The organism is Aeromicrobium ginsengisoli (assembly GCF_004134905.2).
Taxonomy (GTDB): Bacteria; Actinomycetota; Actinomycetes; order Propionibacteriales; family Nocardioidaceae; genus Aeromicrobium; species Aeromicrobium ginsengisoli.
Window position 1 is genome coordinate 388335 of sequence record NZ_SDPQ02000002.1, and the last position, 16923, is coordinate 405257.

The 16923-nt window shown below is 68.4% G+C and carries 16 protein-coding genes; 3 read left to right on the top strand and 13 right to left on the bottom strand.

The genetic code is table 11. The features are described 5' to 3' along the window. Positions 1-13: 13 nt before the first annotated feature. Positions 14-571: a TetR/AcrR family transcriptional regulator gene (locus ESP70_RS08735; protein WP_149688909.1), complete on the top strand. Its 558-nt coding sequence runs from the start codon at positions 14-16 to the stop codon at positions 569-571. On the opposite strand, the gene ESP70_RS08740 is transcribed toward ESP70_RS08735, so the two are convergent. Continuing rightward, positions 561-1736, bottom strand: a complete 1176-nt coding sequence (locus ESP70_RS08740; RefSeq protein ID WP_188110563.1) for a winged helix DNA-binding domain-containing protein — start codon at positions 1734-1736, stop codon at positions 561-563. The two genes, ESP70_RS08735 and ESP70_RS08740, sit on opposite strands and share 11 nt — an antisense overlap. A gap of 97 nt (positions 1737-1833) precedes the next feature. Here ESP70_RS08740 and ESP70_RS08745 point away from each other — a divergent pair, with 97 nt between their 5' ends. Then, positions 1834-3039, top strand: coding sequence for an MFS transporter (locus ESP70_RS08745; RefSeq protein WP_246161975.1), 1206 nt, complete (start codon positions 1834-1836; stop codon positions 3037-3039). Here ESP70_RS08745 and ESP70_RS08750 read toward each other — a convergent pair. The 9 genes from ESP70_RS08750 to ESP70_RS08790 form a co-directional block, all read right to left on the bottom strand. After that, on the bottom strand, positions 3029-3997 hold the full coding sequence (locus tag ESP70_RS08750) for a sulfate/molybdate ABC transporter ATP-binding protein (RefSeq protein ID WP_149688910.1): 969 nt from the start codon (positions 3995-3997) through the stop codon (positions 3029-3031). The two genes, ESP70_RS08745 and ESP70_RS08750, sit on opposite strands and share 11 nt — an antisense overlap. Continuing rightward, positions 3987-4817, bottom strand: coding sequence for a sulfate ABC transporter permease (locus ESP70_RS08755; protein ID WP_149688911.1), 831 nt, complete (start codon positions 4815-4817; stop codon positions 3987-3989). The genes ESP70_RS08750 and ESP70_RS08755 overlap by 11 nt, the downstream gene beginning before the upstream one ends. Next, positions 4810-5655 (bottom strand): sulfate ABC transporter permease subunit CysT, encoded by an 846-nt coding sequence (gene cysT, locus ESP70_RS08760; RefSeq protein WP_246161976.1) that lies wholly within the window; start codon positions 5653-5655, stop codon positions 4810-4812. Before cysT ends, ESP70_RS08755 begins: the two co-directional genes overlap by 8 nt. Further along, on the bottom strand, positions 5652-6698 hold the full coding sequence (locus ESP70_RS08765; protein ID WP_223148670.1) for a sulfate ABC transporter substrate-binding protein: 1047 nt from the start codon (positions 6696-6698) through the stop codon (positions 5652-5654). The genes cysT and ESP70_RS08765 overlap by 4 nt, the downstream gene beginning before the upstream one ends. A gap of 147 nt (positions 6699-6845) precedes the next feature. Continuing rightward, positions 6846-8300: a hypothetical protein gene (locus ESP70_RS08770; RefSeq protein ID WP_149688912.1), complete on the bottom strand. Its 1455-nt coding sequence runs from the start codon at positions 8298-8300 to the stop codon at positions 6846-6848. A gap of 99 nt (positions 8301-8399) precedes the next feature. Further along, a complete protein-coding gene (locus tag ESP70_RS08775; protein ID WP_246161977.1) occupies positions 8400-9176 on the bottom strand; it encodes an ATP-binding cassette domain-containing protein in 777 nt (258 codons plus the stop codon). Continuing rightward, on the bottom strand, positions 9173-10264 hold the full coding sequence (locus ESP70_RS08780) for an ABC transporter permease (RefSeq protein WP_149688913.1): 1092 nt from the start codon (positions 10262-10264) through the stop codon (positions 9173-9175). The genes ESP70_RS08775 and ESP70_RS08780 overlap by 4 nt, the downstream gene beginning before the upstream one ends. Beyond that, a complete protein-coding gene (locus tag ESP70_RS08785) occupies positions 10264-11268 on the bottom strand; it encodes a sugar ABC transporter substrate-binding protein (protein WP_149688914.1) in 1005 nt (334 codons plus the stop codon). The genes ESP70_RS08780 and ESP70_RS08785 overlap by 1 nt, the downstream gene beginning before the upstream one ends. A gap of 43 nt (positions 11269-11311) precedes the next feature. Next, positions 11312-12487: a serine hydrolase domain-containing protein gene (locus tag ESP70_RS08790; RefSeq protein WP_188110564.1), complete on the bottom strand. Its 1176-nt coding sequence runs from the start codon at positions 12485-12487 to the stop codon at positions 11312-11314. Positions 12488-12569: 82 nt separating this feature from the next. Between ESP70_RS08790 and ESP70_RS08795 the strand changes: the two genes are divergently transcribed. Beyond that, positions 12570-13751: an ROK family transcriptional regulator gene (locus tag ESP70_RS08795; RefSeq protein WP_149688916.1), complete on the top strand. Its 1182-nt coding sequence runs from the start codon at positions 12570-12572 to the stop codon at positions 13749-13751. A 133-nt stretch (positions 13752-13884) separates the two neighbouring features. Here ESP70_RS08795 and purU read toward each other — a convergent pair whose 3' ends face one another. The 3 genes from purU to ESP70_RS08810 are packed head-to-tail and all read right to left on the bottom strand — an operon-like array spanning position 13885 to position 16839. Continuing rightward, complete coding sequence (gene purU / locus ESP70_RS08800; protein WP_149688917.1) at positions 13885-14769, bottom strand: formyltetrahydrofolate deformylase; 885 nt, start codon at positions 14767-14769, stop codon at positions 13885-13887. Between the two features lies 1 nt (position 14770). Continuing rightward, positions 14771-16294 (bottom strand): DHA2 family efflux MFS transporter permease subunit, encoded by a 1524-nt coding sequence (locus ESP70_RS08805; RefSeq protein ID WP_342780171.1) that lies wholly within the window; start codon positions 16292-16294, stop codon positions 14771-14773. Beyond that, positions 16273-16839, bottom strand: a complete 567-nt coding sequence (locus ESP70_RS08810) for a PadR family transcriptional regulator (protein WP_246161979.1) — start codon at positions 16837-16839, stop codon at positions 16273-16275. The genes ESP70_RS08805 and ESP70_RS08810 overlap by 22 nt, the downstream gene beginning before the upstream one ends. Between the last annotated feature and the right edge of the window lie 84 nt (positions 16840-16923).

The following is a 16923-nucleotide window of genomic DNA, read 5'->3' on the forward strand; positions in this document are numbered from 1 at the left end:
CTATGCTGGGGCCATGCCCCTCGACCCCCGCACGAAGATGGTCGCCGGAGTGGCGCAGCTGATCAGCGAGCGCGGCGTCGGTGCGACGAGCGTCCGCGAGCTGGCGAAGTTCACCGGCGCACCGCTCGGCTCGACCTACCACTACTTCCCGGGCGGCAAGGAGCAGCTGGTCGCGGAGGCCGTCGGCTGGGTCTCGGGCCGGCTGGAGAAGCTGCTGGACAAGGCGGCCGACGGTGGAGCGCTGGCCGTCCTCGACGCGTTCATCGCCAACTGGCGCGAGTTCATGATCACGAGCGACTACGAAGCCAGCTGCCCGGTCCTGGCCGTCGCGACGGAGGACACTGCGACGGCCGGTCCCGCGACGGCGGTGTTCAAGCGGTGGCAGGGGCTGCTCGTGACGGTGCTGGTCCAGGACGGTGTGTCGCGGCCACGAGCCGAGCGACTCGCGTGGCTCATCGTCGGCAGCCTCGAAGGTGCGGTCGTGATGGCGCGCAGCCAGCGGAGCCCGGAGCCGCTCGAGGCGGTGGCCGAGGAGATTCGCGGTCTGATCCGCGACGCCGTCAAGCCCTGAGGTCCTTCTCGACGATGGTCCAGCCGCGGGCTCGGGCCTTGAGGCGTACGTCGCCGAGTGTGGTCGTGAGATCGGCCGCGGCCTGCTCCACGGCGGCGGTCGCCTCGGTGCCGATGTCCTGGAGCAGGCTGAACGCCACCGTGCCGTCGTCGAGCTGCGCCCAGCCTCCGACGATGCGGCCGTCGGCCCACACGGTCGGGCCGGCGTTGCCGTTGATGTCGAAGAGGCGCTCGCGATGTGGGCCCAGCACGAAGTCGCGGTGCTTCCAGCCCATCGCCGAAGGATCGAGGGCGGGCAGCAGCGCGACCCACGGATCGGGTGCCTCGACCGGATCGACGTCGTCGGCCAGGACGAGTCCGGGCCGGCCCTCGAGCTCGACCTCGACGATCTCCAGCGGCGCCACGGCCGCGCGCGTGCGGGTCTTGGTCCAGCCGGTCCACCACTGCAGGTCGTCGAGCGTCGCCGGACCATAGGCCCCGAACCACAGCCGGGCGAGCTCGGTGGCGGCCGTGGTGGCGTCAGGTCGTTCGCCGAGATCGCACCACGACGCCATGGTGGCCCACCGGAACTGCGTCGACGTCCACGTGCCCCGCGGTTTCGTACGGACGACGCTGCCCTCGGCCGAGAGCAACGTCATGAGCCGGCTCGCAACGGTCGGCGTGGCCACGAACTTGCCGCTGCCGATCTGCACCCGTGTCGCGAGGAGCGGGTCGGCCTCTGAAATCTCGGTGCTCGTGGCCTCGCCGGCCGCCGCGATCGCCGTCAGCGCCGCCAGCTCGGCACGTGTGACCCATGCGTCGAGGTCGCCGGTGATCCCGGCCTCGGCGAGGGCCTTGCGCAGCAGCCTGCGCTGCTCAGCGGCGACGACGTCGGAGGCACCGGCCAGGCATGTGTTGGCGACCTCTCGGGCGACTGCGAACACCGTGCGCCGCATCGACAGGACGCGCACCAGGCTGCGGTCGTCGTAGAGCGCATACTCGACATCGGCCGGCGACGCATCGCGCGTGCGGGCAAGTGCGGACAGCACGGTCGTGGCGGGATCGGTGCCGTGCAGGGCGACCACGGCCCGTGCCGCGTCGTCGACCGTCTCCACGCGATGTTCGGTCGCGAGTGCGTGGCGCCGGCCCAGTCGTGCGCGCCGCTCGGCGTCGGAGATCTCCCGCATACCGACAGCGTGGCAGTCGCCGCCCACAGAACGGCGTGAGGGGACGCACACGGTCTCGATTCGTGGAACAACCGGACCCGCTGGGAGACTTGTACGTGTGGTGAGCACCCTCGAGACGACGCCCGCGACCAGGACCCGCACCAAGCACGTGTCCCTGGCGCTGCTGGCGCTTGCCCTCGGCGGATTCGCGATCGGCACGACCGAGTTCATGACGATGGGCCTGCTCGAGGAGATCGCGGACGGCATCCACAGGTCCAACGCGACGACCGGCCACATCATCACGGCGTACGCCTTCGGGGTCGTCGTCGGTGCCCCGATCATCGTGTCGCTGGGCGCCCGGCTGCCCAAGCGGGAGCTGGCGATCGGCCTGATCCTGGCCCTCGGCGTGGGCAACGCCATCACCGCGATGGCCAGCGGCTACCTGCCCGTCATGCTCGCCCGCTTCGTGGCCGGCCTGCCGCACGGCGCCTACTTCGGCGTCGCGTCCCTCATCGCCGCCTCGCTCGTACGCCCGGAGTACAAGGGCCGGGCCGTCAGCTCGGTCATGCTCGGCCTGTCCGTCGCGACCGTCGTCGGCGTGCCGGCAAGCACGGCCCTCGGCCAGCACCTCGGGTGGCGCAGCGCCTACTGGGTCGTCCTCGCGATCACGATCGCCACGGCACTCATGATCTTCGCGTTCGTGCCGCACTCGCCGGCCAACGTCGACGCCTCGCTGCGCGGTGAGCTCGCCGCTCTGAAGCGTCCACAGGTGCTCTACGCGGTCTCGGCCGGCATGGTCGGCTTCGGCGGCCTGTTCGCGATGTACAGCTACATCGCGCCGCTCGTCACGAAGGTCGCCGACCAGTCCGAGTCGTGGATCCCGTGGTTCGCCCTGGCGTTCGGCATCGGCTCGGTCCTCGGCTCGTGGGCCGCGGGCGTCCTCGCGGACTGGAACGTCGAGCGCTCGATCCTCTACGGCTTCGTGGCCACGGCGGTCGCGCTCGTCGCGTTCTTCTTCGCGGCGCCGCACGTCCTGCCCGCCATGATCCTGGTCTTCACGGTGGCGATGATCAGCTCGATCGTGGCGATCAACCTGCAGGTACGTCTGATGCACGCCGCCGGTGATGCGCAGATGCTCGGCGCGGCACTCAACCACTCAGCGCTCAACATCGCCAACGGCCTGGGCGCCTGGCTCGGCTCCGTCGCGATCGCCGCGGGATACGGCTACCGCGCCTCGAGCCTCGTGGGAGCCGGCCTGGCGATCGCCGGTGTCGTGATCTTCGCCTGTGGCGTGGCAGCGCAGCGCCGCTCCGTCAACCCCTGACGGGCTCGACCCCGGCCTGGGGCCGAAGCCACACCTGGTCACCGTCGTGCAGACCGAGCGCGGTCGCCTCGGCGCGGGTCACCACGACCTGGATCGGGTCGGGGTGGAGCGTGTCGTCGGGCGTCACCTCGAGACGGATCTCGAAGCCGACCCGCGTCCACCGGCTGATCTTGCCGGTGGCGGTAGCCGCCTGCTCGTAGCGCGAGATCTCGATGTCGTGCGGCCGGATGAGGTGGTCGCCGAGCCGGGTGACCGGGCCGAGGAACGACAGCACGAAGTCGCTGGCCGGCCGGTCGTACAGGTCGTCGGGGGAGCCGATCTGCTCGATGCGGCCCTCGTTGATCACGACGAGGCTGTCGGAGACCTCGAGCGCCTCCTCCTGGTCGTGCGTCACGAAGACCGTCGTCACATGCACCTCGTCGTGAAGGCGGCGCAGCCAGTCGCGCAGCTCCTTGCGGACCTTGGCGTCGAGCGCGCCGAACGGCTCGTCGAGCAGCAGCACGCTGGGCTCGATCGCCAGGGCGCGGGCCAGCGCCATGCGCTGACGCTGACCGCCGGAGAGCTGCGACGGCAACCGGTCGGACCACTGCTCGAGGTGCACGAGCTTGAGCAGCTCCTGGACGCGGTCCTTGACCTCCTGCTTGGGACGTTTGCGGATCTCGAGGCCGAACGCGATGTTCTTGGCGACGGTCATGTGCTTGAACGCCGCGTAGTGCTGGAACACGAACCCGACGTTGCGCTTCTGCGCCGGGACGTTCGTGGTGTCGACGCCCTCGATCTCGACGGTCCCGCTGTCGGACGACTCGAGTCCCGCGATGATGCGCAGCAGCGTCGACTTCCCGCCGCCGCTCGGCCCGAGCAGAGCCGTGAGCTGTCCGCTGGGGATGCTGAGGTTGATGTCCTCCAGGGCGACGAAGTCGCCGAAGAACTTGTTGATGCCGCGGATCTCAATCCCCATCGGGGCTCTCCTTCGGTCGGAGCACGGAGACGACGACGAGCGCCGCGACCGCGATCAGTGCGAGCAGGAAGCTCGTGGCGTACGCCGTGCCCTGCTGGAAGTCCTGGTACTTCTCCTCCACGCTCAGCGTGGCGGTCTGCGTCTGGCCGGCGATGTTGCCCGACATGATCTTGACGGCGCCGAACTCGCCGAGCGACCGGGCGAGGCTCAGCACGACGCCGTAGACCAGCGCCCACTTGACCGACGGCAGCGTGATGCGGCGGAACGTCTGCCACGGACCGGCGCCGAGGCTCCGCGCTGCCTGCTCCTGGTCGGTGCCGATCTCGTGGAGCACCGGGACGAGCTCGCGAATGACGAGGGGGAGACTGACGAACGCCGTCGCGAGGATGATGCCGAGCGGAGCGAACGCGACCTGGATGCCGGCGTCCTTGAGGCTCGGTCCCAGCAGTCCGTTGGTGCTGCCGTACGTCAGGAGCAGCGCGAGGCCCACGACGATCGGCGACACCGACAGCGGCAGGTCGATCAGTGCCGACAGGATGCCGCGGCCCGGGAAGTTGTAGCGCACCAGAAGGAGCGAGACGCCGACGCCGAAGACCGTATTGATGACGACGGCCCACACCGCGACGTACACCGTGAGCTGCAGCGCGAACACGACATCGGGGTCCGACAGTGCGGTCTGCAGGTTGTCGAGGCCGCCGTCGAACGTGTGCTTCACGACGAGCGACACGGGCCACGCGACGAGGAGGAACAGGTAGGTGATGACCAGCCCCCGGCGGACGTACGTCCCGGCGGTCTTGGGCTGTCGTATGCGGCTAGGCACGCTTGGACACCACGCTCGTGAGGACCTGCAGCAGGATGATCGCGATCAGGGCGACGCCGAGCAGCAGCACTGCGACGGACGCCGCAGCGGCCTCGTTGCCGTTCTCGATGTAGGTCAGGATGCGGACCGACGCGACCTCGGTCTTGTTGGGCAGGTTGCCCGAGAGCAGGACCAGCGAGCCGTACTCGCTGATGCCGCGGGCGAACGACAGGGCGGCGCCGGCCGTGATCGCGGGCGCGAGGGCCGGCAGCAGGATGCGGCGCAGCGTGGTGAATCGGCTGGCGCCGAGCGACGCCGCAGCCTCCTCGACCTCGGGATCGAGCTCCAGCAGGACCGGCTCGACGGTACGTACGACAAACGGGAGCGTCACGAACAGCAGCGCGAGGAATACCGATCGCTCGGTGTTGGCGACGTTGATCCCGATCGGGCTGTCAGGCCCGTAGAGGCTCAGCAGCACGAGCCCCGCCACGATCGTCGGCAGCGCGAACGGGATGTCGATGATGACCTCGAGGATCCGCTTGCCCCAGAAGTGGTCGCGCACGAGGACCCACGCGATGAGCGTGCCGAAGACGACGTTGACGAGCGTCACGATGAGCGCCTGCGTCACGGTCAGGCGCAGCGCCGCCGCGGTCTGCGAGTTGGTCAGGGTGTCGCGGAACGTCTGCCAGCCGCCGTCCGCCGACTGGATGACGACCAGCGCGAGCGGGATCAGGACGAGCAGGCTGAACCACGTCACCGCGAGCCCCAGGCCGATGCCCGAGGATCGCGTCAGAGACGTGGCACTCCGGACGCGACGCTTGCGCGTCGCGCCCGGAGCAGGCTGGATCTCGGTCGTCACGACTTGCCGGACTCCGCGATGATCTTGGTGATGATGCCGTTCTTCTCGTCGAAGAACTTGTCGTTGACGGCCGACCAACCACCGAAGGTCTTGTCGATCGTGAACAGCTCGTCGATCTTCGGGAACGGGTTGGCGGGGTCGTTGGCGCCCTTGACCGTGCCGACGTCGACGCCCTGGACGGACGCGACCGGCCGGAAGCCGTACTGCGCGAAGATGCCCTGGCCCTCGGCGCTGATCGCGAAGTCGAGGAACTTGGTCGCCGCGGGTGCTGCCTTCGTCGTGACGGCGGCGGGGTTCTCGATCAGCAGGTTCTGCTTCGGGACGACGTAGTCGACGTCCTCACCGCTCTGCCGCGCGAAGATCGCCTCGTTCTCGTACGACAGCAGCACGTCGCCCGTGCCGCCCTGGAACGCCGTCGTCGCGTCGCGGCCGCTGCCGGGCAGCGCCTTGACGTTCGCGAACAGCTTCTTGAGGTACGCCTTGGCGTCCGCCTCGCTGCCGCCGTTGGCGATGACCGACTGGTACGCCGCGAGGATGTTCCAGCGCGCCGAGCCCGACGAGCCCGGGTTGGGCGTCACGATGCCGACGCCGGGCTTGGCCAGATCGGCGAACGACTCGATGTGCTTGGGGTTGCCCTTGCGGACGACGATCGCGACGACCGATGTCGAGAGGATGCCCTTGTGGTCGTTCTGGTCCCACGACTTGTCGACGAGGCCCTCGTCGACGAGGCGGGTGACGTCGGGCGTCAGCGAGAAGTGCACGACGTCGGCCTTGAGGCCGCCGACGACGGCGCGGCTCTGGTCACCCGAGGCGCCGTAGGACTGCTTCCAGGTGACGCCCTTGCCGGGATCGGTCTTGGAGAACGCCTTCTCGAGGGCGCCGTCCGCAGCCTTGGGCACGGAGTAGGCCACGAGCGACAGCGTCGACTTCTTGCCGGCCGATGTCGAGCTGTCGTCGGAGGAGGACGGTGCGCAGGCGGTCAGCATCGCTACGCTCGCCGCGATCGCGGCTCCGGCCATCAGGTTCCTGCGGGTGATCGTCATCGTCCTGCCTCGGGTCAGGGCACGCTACCGTGCGTGCTCCGGACCTCAAACTAGGTGCGATGAGGACGCTCATGAGCAGATCTCATGATGCGAGACGTGTGCCTGCATGTCGAGATGATGCAGGTCACACGTCTCACAGCCCGGACCTCAGAGCGTGCCGTTGGTGATCGAGAACCTGCCGTTGGCCTTGAGCAGTCGCGCGAGGTAGGCATAGCCCGCGTACTGCGCGACCATCTCCTCGCGACCGGCGTAGCTGTTCTCCGCGGTGCTCAGGTACGTGTGACCGTCGGCGAATCGGGCCTGCTGGTTGAGGACCTTCTGGGCGTGGATGGGCGCCCAATAGCTCCCGCCCTGGGTCAGCCCGGCGTCCAGAGCGCCGTAGAACGACGGGATGGTCGTCGCCACGACGTCCATGAACATGAAGTTCCCACGGTTGGCCGGGCCCCAGTCGTTGCCCATCGGGTAGTAGATGTCGCTGAAGTCGGTCGCGCCGGTCGCGGTACCGGCATACGTCACGCCGCCGGGGGCGTTGATCGCGTGGGTCACGCTGGAGTCGACGTTGTACTGGCTCGGCTTCGGTCCGGGAGTCCAGGTCTGCGTCACCAGCGAGTTGTAGAACGCCGGGAACCCGCGCAGGTCGGCGTACGGCGTCTGCCGGCCGGCCAGTGCCTGGTCGATCGCGCCGAACGCGATGACGGCCGGGAACGTCTGATACTCCGGGTGGACGATCCCGTGGTTGACCACGGTGCCGTCGTTGTACGCGTTGGTGCCGGTCAGCCAGACATTCAGCGCCTTGCCGTTGATGACCTTGCTCCCGTTGGTGGCATTGAGATCGTCGGGCCGGGCGACGGCAGCGAGCGACAGCTTCAGCCGCTCGTCCATCCACGCGGCGTAGTTCGCGTGGTTGGGCATCATCGCGGTCGCCAGCTGCAGGATGTTGGTGTCCCATGCCACCTCCTCGGCCTTGGTGTCGCCGGGGATCAGCACTGTTCCTGCGGCGTTGCGGTAGTAGGGCGGGGTCCATCCGATGAACCGGTTGGCCTCGGACTCGACCATCTTCTTGACATAGCCCTGGTCGGTCACCGAGAGCGAGTCCCACATGAGCCACGCTGAGGTGCCTGCCGCGCTCGCCCACAACGCGGTCTGCCAGCCAGGGGAGCCCGGCGTGCCGGGCGCATAGCTGACGCCCCATCCACCCGATGAGTTGGAGTAGTGGCGATAGGCGAGCGAGCTCACGATCTTGACGACCTGAGCGGTGGCCGTGGCGGTCGGTACGCCGGTGGCCGCCGGGTCGTACGACCCGAACCGGAGTGCGGTCGCGAGTCCAACCGCTTCGGCCGCCGAGGGTCGGATGCTCGGTTCGTCGGTGCCGCCGAAGCTCAGGTACTGGCTCGCCGACTGCGCGTCGAAGTTCTTGGTCGTGTCCCACCACGTCGTGACGCCGTACTTGTTGGAGTTGGTGAGGATCTGCTTGAGCTGCAGTGTCAGGGCGTCCGTCGGGACCGTGGTCACGATCGTCGACCCGATCGGCACGACGCTGTTGTCCGATGCGATCGCCGGCGCCGTCTGGGCGCCGACGATCGCCCAAGGACACCAAGGCACCCACGGCGTACAGCCGTCCTCGTCGTGTGGTTGCTCGCGATGTCGTCATGATGAAGTGCCTTTCGTCGTCGGTTTCGGTGCCGGAGCGGGGTGAACGGATCAGTCGAGCTTCTCGAACAGGTCCTCGACGGACTCGCCGCCGGCCATGAGGTCGAGCACCTCGTCCCGGGTCCGTTCACCCCGCGCCCACTGGTCGGCGACCTGCCCTTGGATGAGGACAGTGAAGCGGTCGCCGATGGACAAGGCGTGGCTGGCGTTGTGCGTGATGAGCACGACGGCCAGTCCACGGCTGCGAGCGGAGTCGATCTGCTTGAGGACGACGCTGGCCTCCTTCACGCCCAGAGCGGACGTGGGCTCGTCGAGGATCAGCACCTTCGCGCCGAAGTGGATCGCGCGGGCGATTCCGAGAGCCTGCCGTTCGCCCCCGGAGAGCGTGCCCACGAGCTGGTTGGCGTCGGTCACGCGGGTGATCCCCATGGCGTGGACCTCGTCCAGTGCGGTCGCCCGGGCGCGTGCCGCGTCGAACCGGCGGAACGGTCCCCACCCCTTGTTTGGCTCCCGCCCGAGGTAGAAGTTCCGGGCCACGCTCATCAGCGGGATCATCCCGACGTCCTGGTGCACCGTGGCGATCCCGAGGTCCTGCGCCTGGCGCGGGCCGGCCAGCGTCACGGGTTCGCCGTCCACGAGGAGACGGCCGCTGCTCGGCACGTAGACGCCGGACATGACCTTGATCAGCGTCGACTTCCCGGCGCCGTTGTCACCGAGCAGGCAGTGGACTTCTCCGGCGTGGAGCTCCATCGACGCGTGCTGGAGGGCGTGGGTGCTGCCGAACGCCTTGCTGACGTCCTCCAGCTCCATGGTTGGTGTCGTGTTCACGCCTGCACCCTTCTCTTGATGGTGGTCCTCGGAGCGCTGGCAGGGATCGAGGACGCCTGCCGCAGCGCCGCCTTGCGGACGAAGTCGTTGGCGAGCACCGCGACGATCAGCAGTCCGCCGATGAAGGTGGACAGCCAGTCGGTCGTCCACCCGGTGTAGAACAGCCCGATGTTGACCATGCCGTACGTGATGGTGCCCAGGACGACGCCTTGGACGGTGCCGTAGCCACCGACGAGCAGGACTCCTCCGATGACGGCCACGATGGGTGCCTGGAAGACGAAGCCTTGCCCCTGCACCGCGTTGCCGGAGTTGAACAACGCGGCCTGGAGCGCCCCGACGATCGCCGCGGCCACGCCGGTCGTGACGAAGAGTGCGAGCCGCACCTTCTGGGTCGGTACGCCGGCCTTGATCGCGCCGTCGAGATTGCCGCCGGTCGCGTAGATCCAGCTGCCGATGCTCATGCGGCTCAGCACCCAGTACGCGATGAGGCCGAGGACGAGGCACCACACGACGGTGACGTTGAGGTCGCCGAACGTCGCGCCGAAGACGTTGCCCCAGAACCCCGTGATGTCGACCGACACCGTGCTGGTGCCGGCCAGGGCACGGGACAGTCCGAGCGCCAGGCCGAGCAGCACGTAGTTGGCAGCCAGCGTGACGATGAAGGACGGCAGCCCCGTGCTGTTGACGAGCATGCCGTTGAACAGCCCGACCAGCACGCCGATCGCCAGGCACATGAGGAAGACCAGCGGGACGGGAAGGTCGTACACCGTGACGCCCAGTGCCATCGTGATGCTCGATGCGCCGACCACGGACCCGACCGACAGATCGAACTCTCCCGCGATCATCAGCAAGCCGACCGGGATGGCGATGAGCGCGAGCTCCGCGGACGCGTTCAGCCAGCCCGATGTGGCAGCCAGCGTCAGGAAGCCCTTGTCGCCGGCCGTGATGGAGAAGAAGGCGAACACGGCCAGGGCCGACAGCATGGCCCCGAGTTGTGTGGCTTGGTAGAGCCGGGCGATGTGCTGACGCTTGCGCCGTACGCCGAGCTGGGGCTCGGGCACGATGCTGATGGTCTCGGCCGTCTGCATCAGGACGCTCCCCGGACGCCGCGGTGCGCCTTCTGCACGGCGAGCACGCGGTCGACGTTGTCCTTCGTGATGACCTGCGGGCCCGAGTCGATGGCGTTGATGGGACGCAGGCCGTACTCCAGCCACTGGTACGCCTGGAGGATCCCGTAGTAGCCCTGGAGGTAGGGCTGCTGGTCGAGCGCGAACAGCAGCTTGCCGGACTTCACGGACTCGAGGACGTTCGTCGAGATGTCGACCGTGCCGACCTTGACCTTGTCGCCCATGCCGGCCTGGTCGGCGGCCGCGAGTGCTGCCGTGGCGATCGACGAGCCGAGCGTGAGGACGCTGTCGACGTCCTTGTTGGCGTTCAACGCTCCGGCGATGCTCTGCCGGACCTTCTCCTCGTTGCTGGCGTCCTCGGTCGGGATCGTGAGGATCTTGCCCTTGCCGCCGGCGTCGGTGATCTCCTTGAGGAAGCCGTTGCAGCGTTGCTCCAGGACCGGGTTGCCGGCGATCTGGTTGACGCAGATCGCATTCGTCGCGCCCTCCTTGACGGCGACCTTGCCGGCCTCCTGGCCCATCGCGGTCGGGTTCTCGCCGATGAAGCCGAGGGCGCCGAGCTTCTGCCACGCGTCGCGTCCGGAGTTGGTCACGAACACGGGGATGCCCTTGGCCACGGCCTGCTTGATCAGCGGCTCGAGCGTCTCGGGGAAGTAGTCACCGATGATGAGGGCGTCGGGCTTCTTGCCGATTGCCGCACGGGTCAGGCGTTCGTACGTGGGCACGAGGTCGGTGTAGTCCTTCGAGGCGGTGTACTCGTAATCGATGCCGAGGTCCTTCGCGGCGGCGTCGCTGCCCTGCTTGAACGAACCGAAGAAGGGGTCTGAGACCGGCCCGGAGATGTCGATGATCGTGTAGTTCGACGAGGCCTTGGCCTTGCCGTCCGACGATGCCGCGCATCCTGTGGTGACTCCGAGGAGCAGCAGTCCTGTGATGGGCAGGACGAGTGCCTTCTTGATGTTCATCTTTCTCCTTCTTGGGGGGACATGGTGGGTGTACGTCGGGTGGTCACAGCGCTTCGCGAATCGCGGTCAGGACGCGCGTCACGCGGCTGTGAGGTGTGGGGCGAAGCTCGGGGCGACCCCCGAGATAGGCCACCACCGTCCGGCTGTCGGGATCGGCGAACGCGATGCTGCCGGTGTAGCCGTCATGGCCGAAGCTCGTCGGGCCCAGCATCGGCTGACGCGGGGACGACATCTGGAAGATCCCGCCGAACCTCGACGCCTGATCGCGCAGGACGTGGTCGGGTCCGTCATGGACGGGCGACGTCACCGTGTGAAGCGTCTCGGGAGAGATCAGCTGCTGCGGTCCGCCGAGAGCGATGGCATAGCACCTCGCGAGAGAGGAGGCATTGCTGACGAAGGAGACCGCCGGGATGTCGGCCTGCCAGATGGCCGGTCCGTCGAGGTCGTCGAGGAGGGGGTTCGTCGTGGCTCGGGTCGCGAAGGTCGGGGCGGAGGCCATCAGGGTCTCGCGCCATCCGTCGTCGTCGAACGCGGGCGCGAGACGGAGCCGGGGCAGGACCCGGGCGAGCTCGGCGTCGGGGACCCCGAACCAGGCGTCGAGGTTCAGGGGGTTGCCGATCCGCTGCCGAAAGAACTCGCCGGGAAGCAGCCCCGAAATCCGGTGGACGACCTCGCCGATCAGGTAGCCGATCGTGATCGGGTGGTATCCGTGGCGCGTTCCCGGCTCCCACACCGGCGCCTGCGCGGCGAGCGTGCTGACGCAGAGATCCCAGTCGAGCAGGTCGGCGATCTTCATGACGCGCTCGAACGCAGGCAGGCCCGCGCGATGGCTCAGCAGGCAGCCGACCGTGATGGACTCCTTGCCTGCGGCACCGAACTCGGGCCAGTAGTCGGCCACGGGGCGGTCGAGGTCCAGTGCCGCGTCCTCGACCAGCAGGGCGACGCACAACCCGAGGACTCCCTTGCTCACCGAGAACGTCATGGCCAGGTCGTGGGTGCTCTGCAGGCGGGTCCGGTCCCGGTCGACGTGACCGGCCGCGACGTCGACGACGAAGCTGCCGTCGTGCCAGACCGCGAGCTGGAAGCCGAGGTCGTCCCCGGCGGAGATGTTGCTGGCTGCCACGTCGACGACCCGCTGGAACCCGGGCGCCACCGTCCCGGTGAAGAGCGGGTCGGGCGCAGAGCCTGCGGGGGAAGGAGGTTGCGTGAGGGCGGTCACAGTGAGAACCTTGCAGGACCTATTTATGTTCAGCAAGGAACAAAAATAAATCCGCAAGAAATTCGCCGTCGAAAGGGACCTGATGGCGCAGAATCGACGGCGGGTCGGCGTCGAGTTCATCGCCCAGCAACCGGTGAGTCTGCGGACGCCCGCCACCGCGCTCATGAACCATCTGGCGGCCCGGACGCCCCAGACACGCGCCGAGATCATGGACTCCCTGGGGTGGTCACGGACGACGTTGTCGAGGATCGTGTCGCTCCTCATGGACGGCGGCCTGCTCAACGAGGAGCCGGGGCCGGCCCACGGCCGAGGACGTCCCGTGTCCCGGCTCAGCCTGAACCCCGCCGCTGGGCGCGTCGTGGGGATCGACATCGGGTTCCGTTCGATCAGGACCCTCATCGCGGCTGTCGACCACTCCGTCGTGGCATTCGACGAGCGGTCGCTGTCGGAGTTCGTCGAGCAGGACGAGGCGCTCGAGGTCGCCCGGGAGATGATCGATGCCCTGCTCGCTGAGCAGAAGACGGACTGGGCCGAGATCGTCGGAGCAGGCATCGCGGTCGGTGCCCCGATCGAGCGCGGAAGCAATGCCGTTGCGCTGGGCGGAAGCCTGCAGCTGCGGTGGCGCGGCGACCTGCTCGAGACCGCGGCCCGGCACCTGCCCTGCCCCAGCTACATCGGCAACGACTCGCGGCTGTCGGCTCATGCCGAGATGCTGTGGGGTGCCGGGCGCGACCTCGGCTCGTTCCTCTACCTCAAGCTCCACTCCGGGACGGGTGGTTCCCTCGTGCTCGACCGGCGCATCGTGACCGGGTCGACCGGCGCGGCCGGAGAAGTCGGGCACGTCATCATCGACCCCGACGGGCTGATGTGCCGGTGTGGCAACCGCGGATGTCTGGAGACCGTTGCGGGGGTGCCCGCGCTGCTCGACTCCGTCAGCCGCCGCTATCCGCAGGCACCCACCTGGGCCGACTTCCGCGGGCTGCTGGCAGATGGCGATGCGACTGCGGTCGGCGTCATGGAGGGCGCGTTCCAAGCGGTCGGACTCGCCACGGCATCGCTCGTCAACGTGTTCAACCCGGAGGCAGTCGTGCTCGGCGGCGCCCTGAGTCGCGCGTACCCGCCAGGCGCGCAGGTCATCCAGGAGAACCTGCGTCGTCACTGCCTGCCGGTCAACGGTCACGTCGACGTACGCATGGGCGCGATCGATCGTCGGGCCGGAGCACTCGGCGCCGTCGGCCTGGTCCTGACCCACGGAGTCGTGTGAAGGTCAGGTCAGGCCTTCATCTCACGAGGTTTCGTCATCAGGCGGCTTCGCCGCGATCGCGCCCCCTACTCGCAGAGCTCGTGGGGGGACCCCCAACCTGCCTTCGGCGCTCGCTCGCAGAGCTCGCTCGACCTCAGGCAAAAACCACGGTGCGGGGGCCGTTCATCAGGACGCGTGACTCGGCGTGCAGCTGCACGGCGCGCGACAGGGTCTGGGACTCGACGTCGCGACCCACCCGGGCCAGGTCGGCCGCGGTCATGCGGTGATCGACCCGCAGCACGCCCTGGTCGATGATCGGCCCCTCGTCGAGCGCCGCCGTGACGTAGTGCGCCGTGGCCCCGATCAACTTGACCCCGCGATCGTGCGCCTGCTGATAGGGCCGCGCGCCCTTGAAGCTCGGCAGGAAGCTGTGATGGATGTTGATGGCCCGGCCCTCGAGCCGCCGGCAGGTGTCGTCCGACAGGATCTGCATGTAGCGCGCGAGCACCACGAGGTCGACGTCGAGCTCGTCGACCAGGGCCAGCATGCGGGCCTCGGCGTCGGCCTTGTCGACGACCGGCACGTGGTGGAACGGCACGTCGTACGCCGCGGCGAGGCGCGCGAGGTCGGGGTGGTTCGACACGATCGCCGGGATCTCGATGTTGAGTGCCCCCGTGCTCTGCCGGTAGAGCAGGTCGTTGAGGCAGTGCCCCTCCTTGGACACCATGACCAGGGTCCGCACCGGGGTCTCGGCGACGACCAGTCGGTACGCCATGCGGTGCTCCGCGGCCAAGGGGGCGAAGCGATCGCTGAGCTCCGCGGCAGGCACGGAGCCGAGCACCGTGAAGTGCACCCGCAGGAAGAACTCGTCGTCACTCGTGTCGGAGAACTGCTGGCTGTCGAGGATGTTGCCGCCGGCCTCGGCGATCCATCGCGTGACGGCATAGACGAGCCCCGGTCGGTCGGGGCACGACAGCGTCAGGATGTTCGTCGAAGGCACCCGTCCACTGTAGGTCTGGACGGGTGCCTTCGACCTCATGTCACTCGGCCACGGGCACCGGCTGCGCGGCCGCCGGGGTCGCACCGGCGTGACCGGCGTGCGACGGCCTGGCGAAGAAGATCATCAGGACGAAGCCGACCGCGAACGCGACGACGGGCAGCACGAGGGACTGCGCCATCGCGTCCGAGAACGGTCCCTGGATCTGCTCCGGCATGCTCCGGCCCGAGGCCTGGACGGAGCTCGACGAGTCGCCGAGGCCGTTGGCCGTGAGTCGAGCCTGGATCAGTGCCGCGACGGCCGCACTGCCGAGGACCGCGCCGATCTGGCGTGTCGTGTTGTAGACGCCGGCGCCGGAACCGGCCGAGCTCATCGGCAGGTTGCGGGTCGCGGTCGCCCCGAGCGGCGCCCACATGCAGGCGTTGGAGACGCCGAACAGTGCCATGGGCAGCAGCATCTGCCAGACCGGCGTGTCGGGAGCGATGATCAACGCGAGCCACGCCATCGACACGGTCGCGGTGCCGAAGCCCACCAACGTGATGTTGCGCGGGTGGACCTTGTCGACCAGCTTGCCCACGAACGGCGACAGCACCATCAGCACGACGGCCATCGGCGCCATCAAGAGGGCCGACTCGGTCGGGCTCCAGCCGCGGGCGCCCTGGGCGTAGAACTGGAACGGCAGTGCCATGGCGGTGATGGCCAGCGAGACCATCGCGATGCCGCCGTTGCCCAGCGAGAAGTTGCGGTCACGGAACAGCCCGAGGGGCACGAGCGGCTCCTTGCGGATGTGGCCCTGCCACCAGATGAAGGCGGCGAACACCAGGATGCCCAGGGCGATGAGCAGCGGGACGCTGATGATGCCGGAGATCTGGCCCCAGTCGTACTTCTCACCCTCCTGGATCCCGAACACGACGAGGAACACGCCGATGCCGCTCAGGGCGACGCCGAGCCAGTCGAAGCTGTGCGTGTGGGTCGGCAGGACCGGGACGAGTCGCCAGGCCAGGAAGAAGCCGACGATGCCGACCGGCACGTTGATGAAGAAGATCCACTCCCAGCCGAGGCTGTCGACCAGGACGCCGCCGAGGATCGGGCCGACGAGGGTCGCGACACCGGCGGTCGCGCCCCACAGCGCCATCGCGCTGCCGCGCTTGGCCGCGGGGAACGTGCGGGTGATGACCGCCATGGTCTGCGGCGTGATGAGCGAGGCGCCGATGCCCTGCACGACGCGAGCGAGGATCAGCATCTCGATGCTGCCGGTCAGGCCGCACCACAACGAGGCGAGCGTGAAGATGACCAGCCCGAGGAGGTAGATGTTCTTGGGCCCGAAACGGTCACCCAGTCGCCCGGTCACGAGGAGCGGGACGGCGTACGCCAGGAGATAGGCGCTGGTGACCCAGATGACGCTGTTGACGTCGGCGTCGAGGTCGGTCGAGATCGCCGGTGTCGCGACCGAGACGATCGTGTTGTCGACGAGGATCATGAAGAAGCCGATGACCATGGCCCAGAGCGCCGGCCACGGCCGGTAGTCGTCGGGCAGGTCGGTCTTCAGTGCTGGGGAGGTTGCCACGTGAGCTCCTTGCTCTCGATGCGGGTGATGAGGGTACGGATCCAGTCGCGCTGGAACGTCGTGGTGCTGAGCAGGTAGTCGCCGCCGATCCAGTAGGCCTCGGCGAGGTCGCGTTCGCGGACCCCGTCGAGCACGGCGGCGATCTCGACGATCTCCTCGTCGAGCGCGTCGGCGTATGCCGTGAGGTCGGCGGCTGCCTGCTCGGGCGGCAGGTTGTGCGCCTCGTCGAGTGCGACGGGGAAGTGCGGGTACTCGCGGACCGGGCGGCTCAGCAGCTCCCGGATCCGGGCCGTGAGTGCCTCGCGGCCGGCTTCGGTCATGGCGTACGTCGTGCGCTCGGGCCGGTTGCCCTCACGCGTGGTGCCGGTGACCTCGAGGAGCTTGGCCGCGTGGAGCCGCTCGACCGTGTGGTAGAGCGAGCCGGGGCGGACCTTGATCATGCGGTCCTCACGGCGGTCGAGCAGCAGTTGGTACATCTCGTAGGGATGCATCGGCCGCTCGTTGACGAGAGCGAGCGCCGCGACGGCGAGGGGGGTCAGGGTCATCGATGCTCCTTCCGGTTCATTCCGCGTCAATTATTCCTCATGGAATATATAGCACGACATGTGCATGTCGCAACCAAGTCTGGC

Coding starts and splice junctions, on each gene's coding strand:
- ESP70_RS08735 (WP_149688909.1), top strand. CDS start 14: ATGCCCCTCGACCCCCGCACGAAGATGGTCGCCGGAGTGGCGCAGCTG.
- ESP70_RS08740 (WP_188110563.1), bottom strand. CDS start 1,736: ATGCGGGAGATCTCCGACGCCGAGCGGCGCGCACGACTGGGCCGGCGC.
- ESP70_RS08750 (WP_149688910.1), bottom strand. CDS start 3,997: ATGGGGATTGAGATCCGCGGCATCAACAAGTTCTTCGGCGACTTCGTC.
- ESP70_RS08765 (WP_223148670.1), bottom strand. CDS start 6,698: ATGACGATCACCCGCAGGAACCTGATGGCCGGAGCCGCGATCGCGGCG.
- ESP70_RS08780 (WP_149688913.1), bottom strand. CDS start 10,264: ATGCAGACGGCCGAGACCATCAGCATCGTGCCCGAGCCCCAGCTCGGC.
- ESP70_RS08785 (WP_149688914.1), bottom strand. CDS start 11,268: ATGAACATCAAGAAGGCACTCGTCCTGCCCATCACAGGACTGCTGCTC.
- ESP70_RS08795 (WP_149688916.1), top strand. CDS start 12,570: ATGGCGCAGAATCGACGGCGGGTCGGCGTCGAGTTCATCGCCCAGCAA.
- purU (WP_149688917.1), bottom strand. CDS start 14,769: ATGAGGTCGAAGGCACCCGTCCAGACCTACAGTGGACGGGTGCCTTCG.
- ESP70_RS08810 (WP_246161979.1), bottom strand. CDS start 16,839: ATGACCCTGACCCCCCTCGCCGTCGCGGCGCTCGCTCTCGTCAACGAG.